This window comes from Aminobacter aminovorans (genome assembly GCF_900445235.1).
Taxonomy (GTDB): Bacteria; Pseudomonadota; Alphaproteobacteria; order Rhizobiales; family Rhizobiaceae; genus Aminobacter; species Aminobacter aminovorans.
Window position 1 is genome coordinate 2,058,532 of record NZ_UFSM01000001.1, and the last position, 18,052, is coordinate 2,076,583.

The window sequence follows — 18,052 nt, forward strand, 5'->3', positions numbered from 1 at the left end:
CAGAGGCAAGGTCTTTTTTCGCGTCCTCAGTCCTTGATCGCGCGTGCTACCAGCCGGGCCAAGGCCGGGCCAAACAGCAGCACGATCAGGAAACGCAGCATCTGCAGCGTCAGCACGAAGGACAGGTCGACGTCCTTGGAGGCGGCGGCGATGATGGCGATGGAATCCATGCCGCCAGGGCTGGTCGCGAGATAGGCTGTCAGCGGATCGACGCCGAGGATCATGTGCAGGCCAAAGGCCAGTGCGCCGCAAAAGGCCATCAATGCCGCGATGGAGCCTACCACCTGCGGCAAGGCGCGCGCTGCGTGGCGAAGGATGGGTCGGGTGAAGTTGAGCCCGATCGACCAGCCGACCAGCGTATAACCGATGGCCAGCAGCCATTCCGGCAGCTGCAGTTCGATGCCGAAGCCGAGATGGACGACGGCTCCGACCAGCATCGCGCCGACGAAATAGGGCGAGGGGATGCGCAGGAGGTAGCCGAGTGTTCCGCCGACGATGGCAACGCCGATCATGGCGCCAAAGGCCGGCCAGACGATCGATGGAAACCAGGCGATGCCAGGCGCTTCGACCCCCGCCGTGTCGACCCAGAGCCGGGCGATGACCGCGGCTGCGATCGAGACCATGATGACGCGCAGATATTGCATGAAGGCGACCAGCCGCGCGTCGGCGCCGAAGGCGTCGGCCATCAGCACCATGGCGGTGGCGGCCCCCGGTGCCGAACCCCAGACGGCTGTGGTGCCGGGCAGCACCTTGAGCCGCGAGATGAACCAGCCGAGGAAGCTGCTCGCCGCAACAGTGGCAATGGCAGCACTCAGGAACAGTGGCCATTCGGCGGCGAAGGTGACGAAGATGCCGGCCGAAATAGAACTTGCGACGAGGCAACCGATCAGCGCCTGTGCCGAAACGAAAAGCGGTCGCGGCACCCGTACCGTGGCGCCGTTGCTGCCGAGCATGATGGCGACCAGCATCGGACCGACAAGCAGGGCTGCGGGCAGGTGCACGAGCTCGAACAGCCCGGCAAGCAGAACCGAGCAGACAAGCAGCAAGGCCCACTGCACCACGGGCTTCTTGTCTGTGAGCGGAGCGGCAGGTTGCGGGGCAGGCTTCATGCCGCCGTCTTAGACCTATTCGGGCGGATGTGTCAGCCCGTGTTGTCTGCAAGATTCAGTGCCGGCATGTTCCTCGGTTTCCTCGCCGAACGTCACCATACCTCCAACGTTGCATTGACAGCGTAGGTAAAGTTCATACGCTCGCCGCTCCACGCGGACGGCAACGAGGTGCCGCCGCTAACCGGGAGGTGCGTACTGATGATGAAATTCACCCGCCGCATGACATTGGCGCTTGGGCTTTCGGCTGCGTCGCTTTTGGCGCTGGCACCCGAGGCGGTTGCCCAGCAATTTCCCGACCGGACCGTGACGTTGGTGGTGCCCTTTGCCGCCGGCGGCTCGACCGACGTCGTGGCCCGCATCATCGCGCAGAAGATGTCGGACGATCTCGGCCAGCAGGTCATTGTCGAAAACGTTGCCGGTGCCGGCGGCAACATCGGCGCCGATCGCGTCGCCCGCGCCGAACCGGATGGCTACACCATCCTGATGGGCACGGTCGCCACGCACGCGCTCAACCCACTCATCCTCAAGACCAAGCCCTACGATCCGGAGAAAGATTTCGCCCCGGTTTCGCTGCTTGTCGTCGTGCCCAACGTGCTGGTCGTCAACCCGCAGCTACCGGTCAACAACGTGCAGGAGCTGATCGCGCTTTTGAAGGCCGAGCCCGACAAATATGCCTATGCCTCGTCGGGCAACGGTACGCCGCTGCACCTCTCGGGCGAACTGTTCAAGGCGATGGCCGGCGTCAGCATCCAGCACATTCCCTACAAGGGCGCCGGCCCGGCGCTGAACGACGTCGTCGGCAACCAGGTGCCGATCATGTTCGACAATCTGCCGTCCTCGTCCTCGCACATCAAGGGCGGCACGCTCAAGGCGCTGGGCGTCACCACGGCTGAGCGGGCGCCGTCGTTCCCCGACGTGCCGACGATCGCCGAAGCGGGCGTGCCGGGCTATGAGACCTACACCTGGAATGCGCTGTTTGCCCCCACCGGCACGCCGAAGGAGGTCATCGATCGCCTGAACGGGTCGGCCAACAAGGCGATGACCGACCCGGCCGTCATCGAGAAGATGAACGGCTTCAGCGCCAAGATCGTCGGCTCGACGCCGGATGAATTGGCTGCCCACGTCAAGGCCGAGCTGGCCAAGTGGGGCCCTGTCGTCAAGGATGCCAAGATTCAGATGGACTGACAGAGCGCGGGCGGCGCGCCGTTTTCAGCGATGCGCCGCCCGATTGCTCTGTACGCTTCCGTGGCGACCATCGAGCGGACTGGCTGAAGCCAGGCCGTCCTCGCCAGGCCACGGTCCGGGGCAGGGCGACGGCAGGAGGCGCCATTGCAACTCGGCGCCCTACCAGTTGGCGATCCCGAATTGGCGCAATCCAGCGTCGGCAGTGCGGGGCCGGGCGCGACCGTCTGCCGGCATCGCTCCGATGAGGATGCCTTTCCCCGAATAGCTAAATCGGTCAGCGGCTTGCATGAAATTTCTGTGGTGCAGAGTCACCGCAATATTGCGTGATGGCGTGCATCTCGCCCGTGCGCGATGGCAATTCCTCCGCTCTTGACCTTGCCAAGCTGGCAGCATCTCAAGTCTCGAGCATCGCTCTCGTGTGTTCTTTGGCGTCCGCCCAACGCCCAACCATCGGATTGTCTGTTCACCACACCTGCTTAGACCCTTCGGCTGCCAATCAGATTCAGCTTGTGCGCGCGTGTTTGCGAGAGCATGATGCAAATCATTCGCATTTGCATCATGACTCGGGATGGTCGAAGTGGCGACAATGTTAGGCGAGCGGCTTAGCCGCAGGCTGTTGCTGGCCGGCGGCATCTGCACCGCTGGAGCCAGCGCTGCGGGCGTCACCGCCGTGGTCGGGCAGGCGTCGCATGAGGGGCATGGCGCTGCTGCAGCTCAATCGCCTTCTGGCGCCGATGCGTATCCGGCTTCGGCAGGGCACAGCGGCGCGCATGGCGCGATGGTCACCGTCGGCGAAGTCGACAGTGCCCGCAACGGCTTCGACCCGGCCAAGATGCTGACCGACTGGGATGTCGGCACGACATCGAAGCTTCCTGACGGGCGCACGCTGCGGACCTTCGAGGTCGTTGCCGAGGACAAGGAAATCGAGATCGCGCCTGGCGTGATGTTTCCGGCCTGGACTTACAACGGCCGCGTTCCCGGCCCGGCCCTGCGCGCCACCGAAGGCGAGCGCCTACGCATCGTGTTCAAGAACTACGGCTCGCATCCGCATTCGATGCACTTCCACGGCATCCACGCTGCGCGCATGGACGGCGTGCCGGGTGCCGGCCTGATCAATCCTGGCGATGAGTTCGTCTACGAGTTCGACGCCAAGCCCTTCGGCTGCCATCTCTATCATTGTCACGCGCTGCCGCTGAAGCGGCACATCCACAAGGGCATGTACGGCGCCTTTGTCATCGATCCCGATCCGGCGCGCCACCCTGAGCAGGCCGATGTCGCCCGTTCGCGGCTCTACGGCTCGCCCGAAAATGCGCAGTGGCAGGAGTTCGTCATGGTGATGAATGCCTTCGACACCAATTTCGACGGCGAGAACGAGTTCTACGCCGTCAACACGGTGGCACACACCTACATGAACACGCCGATCCGGATCGCCAAGAACAGGCCGGTGCGGATCTACCTGATCAACGTCGTCGAGTTCGATCCAATCAACTCGTTTCACCTGCATGCCAATTTCTTCGATTATTTCGACCAGGGCACGACGCTGACCCCGACGCTCAAGACGGTCGACCTGATCACCCAGTGCCAAGCCCAGCGCGGTATCATCGAGTTCACCTTCGCCGAGCATGAGGCCGGCCTGTACATGTTCCACCCGCATCAGTCGGAGTTCACCGAATTGGGCTGGGTCGGCATGTTCGACGTCGTGGAGGACGTGGCATGAGGGACGCTCCGATCTCCGGGACCGAAGCCGAACTGCCGGGCACAACGCCTCCGCGCCGCGTGCTCTGGTGGATCATTCTGCCGTTGCTCGCCTTCGCTGCGGCGATTGCGGTCCTTGTTGCGACAAATCCGCTGGCACGCTTCAACAATGGCACGCCGCCCGTCGAGGACATCGCCTTCGAGCGCGTGATCCTCGGCAGCGACGGCATTCGTGTCCTGGTGCGTGCCGGCGGTTCGGAGCCGATGACGATCGCCCAGGTCCAGGTCGACGACGCCTACTGGCAATTCACCCAGGACCCGCCCGGACCGCTGGCGCGCGGCAGCTCGGCCTGGATCGAGGTGCCGTTCCCCTGGGTGCTCGGCGAAGCGCACGCGGTCAACCTGGTGACCAATACCGGTGCCACATTCGCCCACGACATCCCGGTTGCGGTGGCGACACCCGTCGCCAGCCGTTCCAGCCTGCTGTCGCAAGCTATTCTCGGCATCTTCGTCGGCATCGTGCCGGTGGCGATCGGCCTCATGTTCTATCCGGCGCTGCGCAGCGTCGGCCGCAACGGCATGAACTTTCTGCTTGCCGTCACCGTTGGGCTGCTGGCCTTCCTGATGATCGATGCCATGGGCGACGCCTTCGAGCTTGCAGCAGAATCGGCAGCCATCTTCCAGGGCAACGCCATGGTTGTGCTGGCCGCGGCGGCGAGCTTCCTGATCCTGATGGGCATCGGCCGGCGCAATGGCGCGCCAAAGGGCCTGGCGCTTGCCACCTACATCGCCATCGGCATCGGCCTGCACAATTTCGGTGAAGGTCTGGCGATCGGCGCTGCCTTTGCGGCAGGTGCTGCAGGCTTGGGCACCTTCCTGGTGATTGGCTTCACCTTGCACAACGTCACCGAGGGCATCGGCATTGCAGCACCGATCCTCCGCGAACGCATCGCGCTTTGGACCTTTGCCTGGTTGACGCTGCTGGCCGGCGGGCCGGCGGTGCTGGGCCTGTGGATCGGCAGCCTGGCGTTCGCACCGCAATGGTCGGCGTTGGCGCTTGCCATCGGTGCCGGCGCGATCCTTCAGGTCATCGTCGAGGTCACGGCGATGATGCGTCGCCGCCAAGGGCCAGACGGCAATGGCCTGTTCAGCCCGGCCATCATGAGCGGCCTCGCCGCCGGCGCCGGCTTCATGTACCTCACCGCGATGCTGGTGAAGATCTAGCGCCCCAGCCCGAGGCCGCCGACCGGCTCGGTCTCGATGCTGGTTTCGAAGCCGGCGATGATCGGCATTGCCCGGCTGATCGCGGCCTGCACCTCGGGCAGTTGCAGCGAGGCCTTGTGGCTGGCGCTGCTGTCCCACACCTCGGAGATCCAAATCGCGTCGGCGTCGGCGGGATCCTTGGCAATGACATAGCTCAGGCAGCCCGGCATGGCGCCGGAGCTGTCGAGCAGAATGCCGAGAAGCTCGTCGCGCTTGCCTGTCCGCGCCCGCATCTTTCCGATCAATCCGTACATATCAGGACCTCGCATCGCCTCGTAGCCCCGATAGAGCTTGCGCGGCCGTGCTTGTCCAGCCGCGACAGCGCACGCCGACTGTTCAAGCCGACATCATCCTGACAAACGGGTCGAAGTTCAGGCGAAGGGGACCGCCACTGTGCCCTTGGGCAACTTGGCTTCGTCATCGGGCTCGACATGAATGATGATACGCACGGAGGGAATTTCCTCCCTCAGCGCATCCTCGATGCGGTCGCAGATGACGTGGCTTTCGCCGACGCTCATGTCTGCGTCGACGACGAGGTGGAATTCGATGAAGGTGGCGCGGCCGGCAATACGGGTCTTGAGGTCGTGCACCTCGATCGCGCCCTTGGAGTTGGCCGAGATGATGTCGCGGATGCGCATGTGCTCTTCAAGCTCGACGGCGCGGTCCATCAGGCCGTTCATCGACGAACTCATCACGTGCCAGCCCTGCCACAGGATGTTGAGTGCGACGATGACGGCGAGCACCGGGTCGAGGATCGTCCAGCCGGTGGCGATGGCGCCGACAAGGCCAAGCAGCACGCCAGCCGACGTCACCACGTCGGTCATGATGTGATGGCCGTCGGCGACCATGGCTGGCGAGCGTTCGGCACGGCCGACGCGGATCAGCATGGTGGCCCAGAAGGCGTTGATGACGGCGGCAACACCGTTGATGCCGAGGCCGAGCCAGGGCTCGTCCGCATTCATCGGCACGCCCCAGCTGCGCCAGACCTCGAACAGGATCAGAAGTGCCGCGACGATGATCAGCACGCCTTCGAGCACGGCAGAGAAATACTCGGCCTTGTGGTGGCCATGCTGGTGGTCGATGTCGGCCGGTTTGTGGCTGACCTTGATCGCCCAGAAGGCGGCCATGGCGGCGACGACGTTGACGATCGATTCCAGGGCGTCCGAGTAAAGCGCGACAGAACCCGTCAGCCACCAGGCGACGAATTTCAGCCCCATCACGGCGGCGCCGATGATGATCGACCAAAAGGCCAGTCTTGCGACGCGCTTCTTGGCCGATGTCGGCTGGCTGCCGCTAGCTGACGATCGCTGCGTTTCGGTCTGGACCATGATCTCGCTTTGATGACTGGTGCCGCCCGCGGCCGGGAGACCGCGAGAGGGAAGGTTTTCGATGTGGCTAGGCCGCCTTGTCCTTGGCCTTGCGCGGCATATGGGCAACCACGTTCTCGATCATGCGCATGCCGGCGTCGTGGCCGAGCGTCATGATCGATTCGGGGTGGAACTGCACCGCCGCTATCGGTTCTTTCTTGTGTTCAAACGCCATGATGACGCCGTCCTCGGTTTCTGCAGTGACGACGAAGTCGCTTGGCAGGCGGACCGGATCGGCGAAGATCGAGTGATAGCGGCCGACTGTCACTTCCTTGGGCAGGCCGGAGAAGACGATGCCCGGCTTGGAGATGCGGATGCGCGACGGCTTGCCGTGCATCGGCACGGCCAGTTGCCGGAGCTCGCCGCCATAGGCTTCGGCCAGCGCCTGCAGGCCCAGGCAGACGCCGAAGATCGGCAGGTCGCGCGCCCGTGCCTTCTTGATGGTGGCCGCCGTGTCGAAATCCTTCGGCGTGCCAGGGCCGGGCGAGAGCACCACGAGATCCGGCTTGATCCGGTCGAAGATCTCCTCGGGCACCGGCGAACGCACGGTCGAGACGTCGGCGCCGGTCTGGCGGAAATAGTTGGCCAGCGTGTGGACGAAGGAGTCCTCGTGGTCGACGAGCAGGATCTTGACCCCTTCGCCGACGCGCGCGGTGGCGCGTTCGGTGCCGGGAGCGTTGCCGGTCTTGGCGTCGCGGATGGCGGAAAGCATGGCTGAGGCCTTCAGTTCGGTTTCGGCTTCTTCTTCCTCGGGAACGGAATCGTAGAGCAGGGTGGCGCCTGCGCGCACCTCGCCGATACCGTCCTGGATGCGGATGGTGCGCAGCGTCATGCCGGTGTTCAGGTCACCGTTGAAATGCACCATGCCGATCGCCCCGCCATACCAGGCGCGCGGGCTCTTCTCGTTCTGTTCGATGAAACGCATGGCCCACAATTTGGGCGCGCCGGTGACCGTCACCGCCCAGGCGTGGCTGAGGAAGGCGTCGAAGGCATCCATGCCCTCGCGCAGACGGCCCTCGATGTGATCGACGGTGTGGATCAGCCGCGAATACATCTCGATCTGGCGGCGGCCGATGACGCGTACCGTGCCTGGCTCGCAAACCCTGGACTTGTCGTTGCGGTCGACGTCCGAGCACATGGTAAGCTCGGATTCGTCCTTCTTCGAATTGAGCAGCTTCAGGATCTGCTCAGAGTCGGAGATGGCGTCGTCGCCACGCTTGATGGTGCCCGAGATCGGGCAGGTCTCGACGCGGCGGCCGTTGACGCGGACGAACATCTCCGGCGAAGCGCCGATGAGATACTCGCCTTCGCCGAGATTGATGAAGAACGAGTAGGGCGAGGGGTTGATCGCTTTCAGCCGGCGCGAAATCTCCGACGGCACCGTCTCGCAGCGCTCGTAGAACATCTGGCCGGGTACGACCTCGAACAGGTCGCCGCGCTTGAAGCTGTCCATCGCCCGGCGCACCAATTGGGCATATTCGCCCGGCTCATGGTCGGCGCGCGGCGGAATGCGGTCGGACGGCTTGAACGGTTCCACGACGCTGTCGCGGGCGATGCCTACGGTCGAGAAGCCTGCGCCGGCATAGTCGTAGCGGTCATGCCAGGCCTTGGCCGAGTAATGGTCGACGACGAGAATTTCGTCGGGCAGGAACAGCACCAGGTCGCGCTGGCTCTGCTTGCGCTCCAGCGTGTGCTCGACCGGGTCGAACTGGAAGGCGAGGTCGTAACCGAAGGCGCCGTAGAGGCCGAGATTGCTGTCTTCGTCCGACTTGAACAAAGCTGTGATCGCGCGCAGCACGGTGAACACCGAAGGCACGCGCGAGCGTTCTTCCTCGGTGAAGACGCGACCGGGCGTCGGCACTTCCAGCGCGATCAGGCGCTTGGTCGTCTCCGTGATCGTCAGCTCTTCGAGCGGTGCGAGTGTGGCGCGGATCACCGGCAGCAGCACTTCGCCGCGGCCGTTCAGCGCTTCGATCTTCATCGAGCGTCCACGTGCCGAGATCACCACCGGTGGGTCGATGATGGCGGTGTCCCATCGCGTATAGCGGCCGGGATATTCGTAGTTGGAGGAGAACACCGCGCCGCGCCGGCTGTTGAGCCCGTCGAGATAGGTCTCGATCGCCCCGGAATAGGCGGTTTCGTGGCGTTGCCGGGTGATCGACACCCCGCCTGACGTCACGTAGCGCTCAGCGCCGTTTTCAAGCAATTCCAACGTCATTCCCGTCTCCATCTCTTGCAGTGGGAGCGTCCGGAGCCTGGTTCGAAAAAAGCAAATGGCCGCCCGGAAATCCCGTTGCGGCCATCACAATTTTCACGCGCACGCGCTTCAAGAGGCCGCTGTCAGCTGGCCCGCCACCAAACATTCTGGAGCGAAGTCGTGTTCATGGCGGAATGAATAGCGACGAATTCCGGGCCGCGCAACCGGATTTGCGTCGTCTTGCATTGCATTACCAACTGACCCTCAATTTGTTGTCCGCCGCCGCATCAGGATGACAAAAGCGATGCCGCCGATCAGCCCGGTGACGATGCCGAGCGGCATGTCCTGGGGCGGCACGACGGTCCGCGCCGCCATGTCGGCGGCGATCAGGAAGATGGCGCCGACCAGCGCCGACAGCGGCAAGACCCGGCGATAATCACCGCCGACGAAGAAGCGCACAATGTGCGGGATCATCAGGCCGACGAAGGCGATGACGCCTGAGTAGGCGACGGCACAACCGGTCAACAGCGCGCAGACGACGAAGACCTTGAGCCGAAAGGCCTGTGCCGGGATACCGAGTGCGGTGGCGCTCTCGTCGCCCAGCGTCATGGCGTTGAGGTTGCGGGTTTGCGTCATCAACCAGGCACCGCCCAGCACGAGCGCGATCAGCGGGTAGGGCAGGTGGCTCCATTGCGCGAGGCCGAGGCCGCCTAGCATCCAGAAGATGGCGACATGCGCTGCCTTCGGGTCGCCGATGAAGATCAGAAGGTTGCCGGCGGCCGAAATTATGAAGCTCACCGCCACACCGGCGAGGATCAACTGGCCGGCCGACCGAACCCGCGCCAGATTGGCGATGGCAAGCACCATTGCCGTCGCCGCCAGCGCACCGGCAAAAGCGAAGACCGGCACGGTGATGGCGCCAAACACCATGCCGGCATGAATCAGTGCCATGATCGCGCCGAAGGCTGCGCCCGACGAAATGCCGAGCAGATGCGGATCGGCGAGCGGATTGCGTGTCACCGACTGTAACGACGCGCCGACCAGCGCCAGCGAGGCGCCGACGACGGCACCGAGGATGACGCGGGGCGCGCGCACGTCCCAGACGATGTTCTCGCGGCCGCTCGACCACGCCACCTCGACGCTTCCCGCCATCACCTTGTTGGCGATGACGCCCCACACCGTCTCCAGCGGGATCGCCACCGGGCCGATGCCGACGGCGATGACCATGCTTGCGACGAGCACCACTGCGAGCCCCGGAATCAGGGCCGGCATGGCGTGGATGAGGACGTGCCGCGGCCCGGCGACGAGGTGGCGGTGCGACATGTGTCAGTCGGCCCGCATCGCGGCGGCCAGCCGCTTGATCGCCGCGATGTTGCGCGGTCCCGGCGTCGCCTCGTTGTATTCGAGCACGAAGAAGCGGTTGTTCTTGACCGCCTCGATATCCTTGAAGGCCGGGTTGGTGCGCATGAACTCGATCTTCTGCTCGGCTGTCACCTCGCCGTAGTTGACGATCACCACCATGTCGGGGTTGCGCTCGATGACCGGTTCCCAGCCGATCTCGACCCAGCTCGACTCGACGTCGTCGGTGATGTTCTTGCCGCCTGCAGCCTCGATGATCGCAGTCGGCATGGCGTAGCGGCCGGCGGTGAAGGGCTTCTGCTCGCCGGAATCGTAGAGGAACACGTTGACCGGCTTGTCGAGCTTGGGCAGCGACGCCTGGAAGTCGGCGAGTTCCTTCTCGTAGCCCGTTACCAGTGCTGCCGCCTTCTCCCGCACGCCGAAGATGGCGCCGAGATTGAGCAGGTCGGCATAGACGTCCTGAAGCGACGACTTGTCCTTCTTCATGATGTGGATGCAACTCTCGGTCAGTTCGTAGACCGCGATGTTGAAGGGCGCGAGCGTGTCGGGCGTGACGTCGCCGCCGACCTTCATGCCGTAGTTCCAGCCGGCGAAGAACAGGTCGGTGTCGACGCCGAGCAGCACTTCCTTGGTGACATATTTCGGCGCGAGTTCGGGCAATTCGCCGACGCCCTTGCGCAGGTTCTCGTCCAAGGTCTTCCAGCCCGAGATGCCGGAATAGCCGACCATATGGTCGGCAAGGCCGAGCACCAGCATCATCTCGGTCAGGTTGACGTCATGCGAGACGGCACGCTTGGGGGCTGCCTCGAAGGTCACGTCACGATTGCAGCTCTTGACGGTTACGGGGAAGCCGCTGGCCAATGACGAGGCGCAGGTGGCGAGCAGAGCGGCGGCGATGATGGGCAGGCGCATGAAGGCTCCTTTTGATGTTCAGCGTTCGAGGTGGAAGGAAAAGCGCGGGCGCCCGGTGACCGGATGGTCGTCGAGGGTGGCACCGACGGAAAAGCTGTCACGGATGCGCTCTGGCGTCAGTATGTCGGCCGGCGCACCACAGGCCACCGCGCGGCCGGCGTCCATCACCAGCACGCGGTCGGCATGAGCGGAGGCGAGCGCCAGGTCATGCAGGGAGACGACGACCGTGCAGCCGAGATTGCCGAGCAGTTCCAGCACCTCGAGCTGGTGGCGGATGTCGAGATGGTTGGTCGGCTCGTCGAGGACAAGAAGGTCTGGCTTCTGTACAAGCGCCCGCGCAATCATTACGCGCTGCTTTTCGCCGCCGGACAGCGATCCGAAATCGCGCGCCGCCAGCGCGGTGAGACCGAGTAGGGCGAGGGCTGCCTCGACCTTGATGTAGTCGTCGTCGCTGGTGCCGAAGCTCGTGACATGCGGGGTCAGGCCAAGCTCGATGATCTCGGCGACCGTCAGGCCGAAGTCGGAAGCGCTCTCCTGAAGCACTGTTGCGATACGGCGGGCGCAGTCGCGCGGCTTCATCTTCCAGATGTCGGTGCCGTCGAGGCGGACAGTGCCCGTCGTCGGCTTGTGATAGCGGTAGAGGCAGCGCAACAGGCTCGACTTGCCAGCGCCGTTGGGGCCGACGATGGCAAGCAATTCGCCAGGAGCAACTGCAAGGCTGACCGGTTCGAGAATAGGCTGCGAGACGCGTGGTCCCCAGCTGACGCCGTCTAGTTCGAGCAGTGCCGGGGTGGTGCCTACGAGGTGGCTAGCGGCGTGGACGCGATCGAGCATGCCCTGTCTCCGCGATCGGGCGGAGGTGGCAGAACGATCCGGTGAGCGCGCCGGTACTGAAAAAGGCAGTCGCAACCATCATCATCTCCGCGGCACACCCCGGCCGGTTGAGTTAATCGGATGATGGCAGGTCTCCTGGCTTGCGGGTGATCGCGCCTCGGAGCCTTCCCGGCCTTTCGGCCAGTGGCATGTTTCCGAATTGCTATCCGCTCACAGTTGCGGGGGCAGCCACGGTTTCGCGTCAGGGACGTCTCACCGTGTTCCCATTTAACCTGCTGCCCGAACCGGATAGCAGGAACCATCGCTGTCGTGGCTACAGCAGCGACGGGTTGCTGACAATCGCTAAAGCGTCATGCCGGGCGCTAAAGCGTCATGCGGGGGCTAAAGCGTCATGCCGGCTGCTGAATTGCGTCACGCCGGTCGAGCGCGAAGGAAATGAGCGCGACGCCGAAGGCAGACAGTGCGATGGCCGCGCCGACGAAGGGCAGGTCGGCATAGCTCACGCCCATCGAAATCGCCGCACCACCGGCCCAGGCGCCGGCGGCGTTGCCGGCGTTGAAGGCGCCCTGGTTGAGGGTGGCCGCGAGGTTCGGTGCCTCCGAAGCGGTTTCGACGACGCGCATCTGCATCGGTGGCACGATGACGAAGGTGATAACGCCCCACATGAAGACGAGCAGGATCGCGGCGGGCGCCGAAGAGCTGAGTTCGGCGAAGGCGACGTGGATCGCCGCCATCACCACCAGCGCGCCGATGGCTGTGGGCATCAGCTTCCAGTCGGCCAGCTTGCCGCCGATGATGTTGCCGATCGTCATGCCACCGCCGAACAGCAACAACACCCAGGTGACCGATTCAACAGAGAGGCCGCTGACGTCGGTCAGGATCGGCTTGATGTAGGTGAAGACCGCAAACAGGCTGCCCGAGGCGAGCGCCGAGATGATCATGGCGAGCCACACCTGGAGCTTGCCCAGCACCTTGACCTCGCCGGCGACGCCACCCTTGCCGGGAGGGGCGACGCCCGCAGGGACCAGCCAGGCGATGGCCGCCACCGAGAGCAGGCCGATGACGACGACGGCAAAGAAGGTTGCGCGCCAGCCATAGGCTTCGCCGAGTGCCGTGCCGCCGGGGACGCCGAGAATGTTGGCGAGCGTCAGGCCGGCAAACATCAGGGCAATCGCGCTGGCGCGCTTGTTGGCAGGAACGAGGCTCGCCGCCACCACCGAGCCGATGCCGAAGAAGGCGCCGTGACCAAAGGCGGTGATGACGCGGGCGATCATCAGCGTCCAGTAGGTGGGGGCGATGGCGCAGAGCAGGTTGCCGAGGACGAACATCATGGCGAGCCCGATCAGCACCGGTTTGCGCGGCAGTTTCGCCGTGCCCACCGCGATGATGGGTGCGCCGATGACGACGCCTAGCGCATAGCCGGTGACCAGAAGACCTGCGGCGGGGATCGACACGCCGAGGTCGGCGGCGACCTCAGGCAACAGGCCCATGATCACGAATTCGGTGGTGCCGATGCAAAAAGATGCAACGGCCAGAGCGAGGATCGGCAAGGGCATGGGCGGACTCGGGGGAACTGAAACGATTTAGGCCTACAATTTCCTCATGTCCGTCGCGGCACAAGCGACGTTGTCGCATTGCAGCAATGCATCCGGCGCATGGCAGACATACGCAAGGCGCAAGCTACGACGATCAGGTTTGCTGGGTGAGGTCGCGTCGGAGAAATTCGTAGAGCCGGTCGACTGCCGAATTGGCGGCTTGCGGGTTGCGCAATATGCCGATTTCCATCTCGGGCAGCGGCGGCAGGCCCTCGTTTTCGCCAATGACGCGCAGGCCGGGGGGCACGCTGCGCTGGGCGAGCCCGGCCACGGCGAGACCCGCCTGAACCACGGCGATCAGACCTAGCAGGCTGGCGCTGGAATAGGTGCAGCGGAACGATCGGTCGGCGGCACCCAGCACCTGCAGCACGCTCTTTCGCGCGACGCAACCGGGCTCGAACAGCGCAACAGGCAGCGGATCGATCTCCCAGGCGACATGGTTGGGCGAGGCGACCCAGACCAGGCGCTCGCGCTGCAGCACCTCGATCGCCTGCTCCGGACCACGGGTGATGATGGCGAGGTCCAGCTTGCCGTCGGCGAAGGTCTTTACCAGCGATGTCGATTGTTCGCAGATCAACTCCACCGTCACCAGCGGGTGGGCGGCGGCGAAGCGCGACAGCACCGTCGGCAGCAGGAAAGCAGCATAGTCGTCCGGCACGCCGAGGCGTACGCTGCCGGCTTCCTCGGGCCGGGTAACGCTGGCCCAGGCTTCGTCGGACAGTTTCAGCAGCCGCCTGGAGTAGACCAGAAGCTCCTCGCCGATGGCGTTGGGCAGCACCGCGCGGGGGCCGCGCACCAGAAGTTTCTTGCCGACCGACTGTTCCAACCGCTGCATCTGCATGCTGATGGCCGACTGGCTGCGCCCGACCCGCGCCGCGGCATGGGAGAAGCTGCCGCTGTCGGCAACGGCGACGAAGGTCCTGAGCAGGTCGAGGTCGAGCGGCATCGCCATGGCGCTATCAGCATTTCGAATAGGGTTCGCCAAATCTATTCGTTTGAATGAATTCGTCAATCTGGGCTTGCTTGGCCATCGCCACCGGACGACGCTCATGACCAACGCTTCCCGATTTCCCGCCCTGAACCTCGCAATCGCCATGGCGATTGCTGGCACTGTCGGCGCCTTCGTCACAGAAGCAGGCGTCGACCCTGTCACAACGGTGTTCTGGCGCTGCCTGTTCGGCTCGATGTTCCTCGGCGCCTGGTGCCTTGTACGCGGCTATCTTCCCGACCGGTCGTTGTCGCGGGGCCGTCTGGCACGCGCGGCACTTTGCGGCGTCTGCATGGTGCTGAGCTGGACGGCCTTCTTCGCCGGTTTCGCCAAGACCTCGATTGCGGTGATGACCATCGTCTATCACATCCAGCCGTTCTTCGTGGTGCTGATCGGCGTTCTGTTCCTCAAGGAGCGCGTTACCAAAGACCAGATCGCCTGGATGGCCGCTGCCTTTTTTGGCGTCGTGCTGGCCAGCGGCCTCGTCGTCTCCGACAATCCGGTCACGACCACCTGGATGATCGGCATCGCCATGGCGCTCGGCGGCGCCTCCCTCTACGCAGTGGTGACGATCCTGGCCAAGGGCCTGGGCGAGCAACGGCCCGAGGTCACGGTGCTATGCCAGACGGCGGTCGGCGTGGCCATGCTGGCACCATTCGCCAACTTTTCCGATCCAATTGCGTTGACGTCCTGGGGCTGGCTGGTCGGCATCGGCGTTTTGCACACAGGCATCGCCTATGTGATGATGTTCTCGTCCTATCCGAGGCTGACGACGCCTGTCATCGGCGTGCTCACCTTCATCTACCCCGTCGTCGCCATCATCATCGACTGGACGGTCTACGGCCACCCGATCGGCATCGCCCAGGGCATTGGCATGGTCCTGATTGCAATCGCCACACTCGGCGTACGGCTTGGCTGGCGCGTTTCCGTTCGTCGGACGGGCACAGCCTTGGCCGCCAGAAATGAAAGGGGCGCCTGAGGCGCCCCTTCCGATATCGATGACTTGAGACCTAGTTCTGCTTCGGCAGCCTGTAGGCGACGATGTAGTCGCCGCGGTCGGGCGACTGGCGCGCCCCGCCGGCGGAGATGACGACAAGCTGCGCTCCGCTTTCGGGCGAGACGAAGGTCATCGGCGTGGCCTGTGCGCCGACCGGCAGGCGGCCTTTCCACAGTTCCTTGCCGGTCTCGACGTCGAGCGCACGCAGATAGTAGTCCTGCGTGCCGGCGTAGAAGACGACGCCGCCGGAAGTGGCGATCGGGCCACCCAGCGTTGGCATGCCGATCGGGATCTGCAGGCCGGTCTTCATGCCGAGTGGGCCGGTGTCCTCCAGTGTGCCGGCCGGAACCTGCCAGACGATCTGGCGCGTCTTAAGGTCGATGCCGGTGAAGGTACCGTAGGGCGGCTGGTGGCAGGGAACGCCGAGCGGCGACATGAAGCCGTTCTTCATGGCGCCATAAGGCGTGCCTTTCTGCTGTGACAGGCCGTCATGGGCTGCCGAGCCGCCATAGTTGTCGGTCTCCTCGCGCGGCATCAACTGCGCAAACTGCGGCATGCGGATATCGTTGACGATCAGAAGGCCACGGGCCTCGTCGATCGCCGCACTGCCCCAGTTCATGCCGCCGTAATAGCCGGGATAGATGATCGAGCGGGTCAGGCCGGGAGGCGTGAATTCACCCTCGTAGCGCATCTTCTTGAACTCGATGCGGCAGTAGAGCTGGTCGTAGGGCGTTGCACCCCACATCTTGGCCTCGGTGAACGGCTCTGCACCGATCGCCGGCATGCCGACCGAATAGGGCTGCGTCGGCGACAGGAAGTCCTCCGGCACGCCGCCGGCCTGCGGCACCGGGCGCTCCTCGACCTCGGCGATCGGCTTGCCGTCGCGGCGGTCGAGCATGAAGATCTGCCCGCGTTTGGTGATCTGGATCAGCGCCGGAACGGTGCCGCCCTTGCCATCGGGCACGTCGAAGAGCGCCGGCTGGGCGGGAACGTCGTAGTCCCAGATGTCGTGATGCACGGTCTGGAATTTCCAGCGCTCACGGCCGGTTGCGATGTCGAGGGCGACGACCGAGGCGGTGTAGTCCTCGGCGGCCTTCGAGCGATGTGCACCGAAGAAGTCGGGCGTGGCGTTGCCGGTCGGCAGGTAGACCAGGCCAAGCGCCTCGTCATAGGCCGGCGTCGACCAGACGTTGGGCGTGCCGCGTGTGTAGCTTTCGCCTTCCGGCGGCAGCTTGGTGATGGCAGGATTGCCGAGATCCCAGGCCCAGACCAGTTCGCCGGTGCGGGCCGAAAAAGCGCGCACGGCGCCCGAGGGCTCGCCCGTCTCGACATTGTCCCAAACCCAGCCGCCGACCATGATCAGGTCACGCGCCACGGTGGGGGCCGAGGTCTGGAAGTAGAAGCCGTCCTTGATCTCGCCCATGCCGCTCTTGAGATCGACGATGCCGCCATTGCCGAAATCCTGGCACAGCTCGCCGGTCTTGGCGTCGAGCTGGATCAGGCGGGCGTCGATGGTGGTCATGACGATACGGGCAGCACAGACATTGGGCGCAGCGTCCGGCATGTCGGGCGTCGGGGCAATGACGCTCTCCGGCGCCAGCGGATCGGCGGGGGCTGCGTTGGCCTCGACCGGCGCCGCAGTCGGCTCATAGTAGCTGACGCCCCGGCAGCGCTGCCACAGCGGCGACTTGGCCTTGGGGTCGAATTTCCACTTCACTTCGCCCGTATCCGGGTTCAGCGCATGGACGATGTTGTTGGGCGAGCAGGTGTAGAGCGTATCGTTGACAAAAAGCGGGGTGCTCTGGTCCTGCGCGGTGCCCGCGGGGACATCACCCGATTGGAAGGTCCATGCGACCTCAAGCTTGTCGACGTTGTCGCGGTTGATCTGGTCGATCGGCGCGTAGCGCGTGCCTGCCGGCGTGCGGCCGTAGTGGCGCCAGTCGGTGGCGCTCGCGGCTGCCGGAGGAACGGTCGGCTTGGGCTCGGTCGAGGCGAGCGTATTGCTGATGACGCCATGCGGGGTGAAGCCGTAGAAGGCGGTCGCCGCAAGTGCCGCGACAAGCAGGCCGGCAAGCGCGAACGGCGCCCGTTTGCCGGTGCTCGTCGGGAAGAGCGGGGCGAGCAGAAGCGCCGGGATGGCGATGACGGCAGGTGCTACGAGGCGCGGGATCAAAGGCCAGAATTCGAGGCCGGATTCCCACAGCGCCCAGGCAATCGTTGCCAAAAACACCACGCCGTAGAGCCAGAGGCCCGCCTTGCGGCGCATGACGTAGAGAATGCCGGAGGCGATGACGCCGAGACCGGCGAGCGCGTAATACCAGGACCCGCCCAGGCCAATCAGCTGGACGCCGCCATAGACGAGCGGTGCCCCGATGATGACCATGAGCAGGCCGAAAAGAACCAGAAGCCAGCCGCCGCTGCCTCTGGGTGTCTGTTGTTCTGCCATGTCGATGTCTCGCGAAGATTGAACCGAAAACCAGCCGCCCGGGCGGGCGGCGTCGGACGCGATCGTCATGCCGGCGCTTTACGGAGATCTCCTCGCCTCTATCTC

At 64.6% G+C, this 18,052-nt stretch carries 15 protein-coding genes and 1 riboswitch; of the genes, 5 read left to right on the forward strand and 10 right to left on the reverse strand.

Annotated elements, in window-relative coordinates:
• Positions 1-26: 26 nt before the first annotated feature.
• Positions 27-1,109, reverse strand: a complete 1,083-nt coding sequence (locus DY201_RS10080) for an AbrB family transcriptional regulator (protein WP_115731081.1) — start codon at positions 1,107-1,109, stop codon at positions 27-29.
• Positions 1,110-1,307: 198 nt separating this feature from the next.
• Between DY201_RS10080 and DY201_RS10085 the strand changes: the two genes are divergently transcribed.
• From DY201_RS10085 to DY201_RS10095, 4 genes are all read left to right on the forward strand, one after another.
• Positions 1,308-2,294, forward strand: coding sequence for a Bug family tripartite tricarboxylate transporter substrate binding protein (locus DY201_RS10085; protein WP_115731082.1), 987 nt, complete (start codon positions 1,308-1,310; stop codon positions 2,292-2,294).
• A 144-nt stretch (positions 2,295-2,438) separates the two neighbouring features.
• Positions 2,439-2,621: a hypothetical protein gene (locus DY201_RS28710; RefSeq protein ID WP_131922246.1), complete on the forward strand. Its 183-nt coding sequence runs from the start codon at positions 2,439-2,441 to the stop codon at positions 2,619-2,621.
• Between the two features lie 259 nt (positions 2,622-2,880).
• The gene (locus tag DY201_RS10090; RefSeq protein WP_425358758.1) at positions 2,881-4,011 is read left to right on the forward strand and encodes a multicopper oxidase domain-containing protein; all 1,131 of its coding nucleotides are present in this window, start codon (positions 2,881-2,883) and stop codon (positions 4,009-4,011) included.
• A complete protein-coding gene (locus tag DY201_RS10095; protein ID WP_245431949.1) occupies positions 4,008-5,213 on the forward strand; it encodes a ZIP family metal transporter in 1,206 nt (401 codons plus the stop codon). Before DY201_RS10090 ends, DY201_RS10095 begins: the two co-directional genes overlap by 4 nt.
• On the opposite strand, the gene DY201_RS10100 is transcribed toward DY201_RS10095, so the two are convergent.
• The 8 genes from DY201_RS10100 to DY201_RS10135 form a co-directional block, all read right to left on the reverse strand.
• Positions 5,210-5,506, reverse strand: a complete 297-nt coding sequence (locus DY201_RS10100; RefSeq protein ID WP_115731084.1) for a putative quinol monooxygenase — start codon at positions 5,504-5,506, stop codon at positions 5,210-5,212. The genes DY201_RS10095 and DY201_RS10100 overlap by 4 nt on opposite strands.
• 117 nt (positions 5,507-5,623) lie before the next feature.
• Positions 5,624-6,580, reverse strand: a complete 957-nt coding sequence (locus DY201_RS10105) for a cation diffusion facilitator family transporter (RefSeq protein ID WP_115731085.1) — start codon at positions 6,578-6,580, stop codon at positions 5,624-5,626.
• Between the two features lie 67 nt (positions 6,581-6,647).
• Entirely contained in the window at positions 6,648-8,837 is a 2,190-nt protein-coding gene (locus DY201_RS10110) for an anthranilate synthase (RefSeq protein WP_115731086.1), read from the reverse strand.
• A 243-nt stretch (positions 8,838-9,080) separates the two neighbouring features.
• On the reverse strand, positions 9,081-10,088 hold the full coding sequence (locus tag DY201_RS10115) for a FecCD family ABC transporter permease (RefSeq protein WP_115733703.1): 1,008 nt from the start codon (positions 10,086-10,088) through the stop codon (positions 9,081-9,083).
• 54 nt (positions 10,089-10,142) lie between these two features.
• Entirely contained in the window at positions 10,143-11,087 is a 945-nt protein-coding gene (locus tag DY201_RS10120; protein WP_115731087.1) for an ABC transporter substrate-binding protein, read from the reverse strand.
• 18 nt (positions 11,088-11,105) lie between these two features.
• Complete coding sequence (locus DY201_RS10125; protein ID WP_115731088.1) at positions 11,106-11,921, reverse strand: ABC transporter ATP-binding protein; 816 nt, start codon at positions 11,919-11,921, stop codon at positions 11,106-11,108.
• 108 nt (positions 11,922-12,029) lie between these two features.
• A riboswitch (cobalamin riboswitch) is annotated at positions 12,030-12,239 on the reverse strand.
• 71 nt (positions 12,240-12,310) lie between these two features.
• Entirely contained in the window at positions 12,311-13,477 is a 1,167-nt protein-coding gene (locus tag DY201_RS10130; protein ID WP_115731089.1) for an MFS transporter, read from the reverse strand.
• Between the two features lie 133 nt (positions 13,478-13,610).
• Entirely contained in the window at positions 13,611-14,468 is an 858-nt protein-coding gene (locus DY201_RS10135; protein ID WP_115731090.1) for a LysR substrate-binding domain-containing protein, read from the reverse strand.
• A gap of 97 nt (positions 14,469-14,565) precedes the next feature.
• Here DY201_RS10135 and DY201_RS10140 point away from each other — a divergent pair, with 97 nt between their 5' ends.
• On the forward strand, positions 14,566-15,483 hold the full coding sequence (locus DY201_RS10140) for a DMT family transporter (RefSeq protein WP_115733704.1): 918 nt from the start codon (positions 14,566-14,568) through the stop codon (positions 15,481-15,483).
• Positions 15,484-15,514: 31 nt separating this feature from the next.
• On the opposite strand, the gene DY201_RS10145 is transcribed toward DY201_RS10140, so the two are convergent.
• A complete protein-coding gene (locus tag DY201_RS10145; RefSeq protein WP_115733705.1) occupies positions 15,515-17,947 on the reverse strand; it encodes a membrane-bound PQQ-dependent dehydrogenase, glucose/quinate/shikimate family in 2,433 nt (810 codons plus the stop codon).
• Positions 17,948-18,052: the final 105 nt, after the last annotated feature.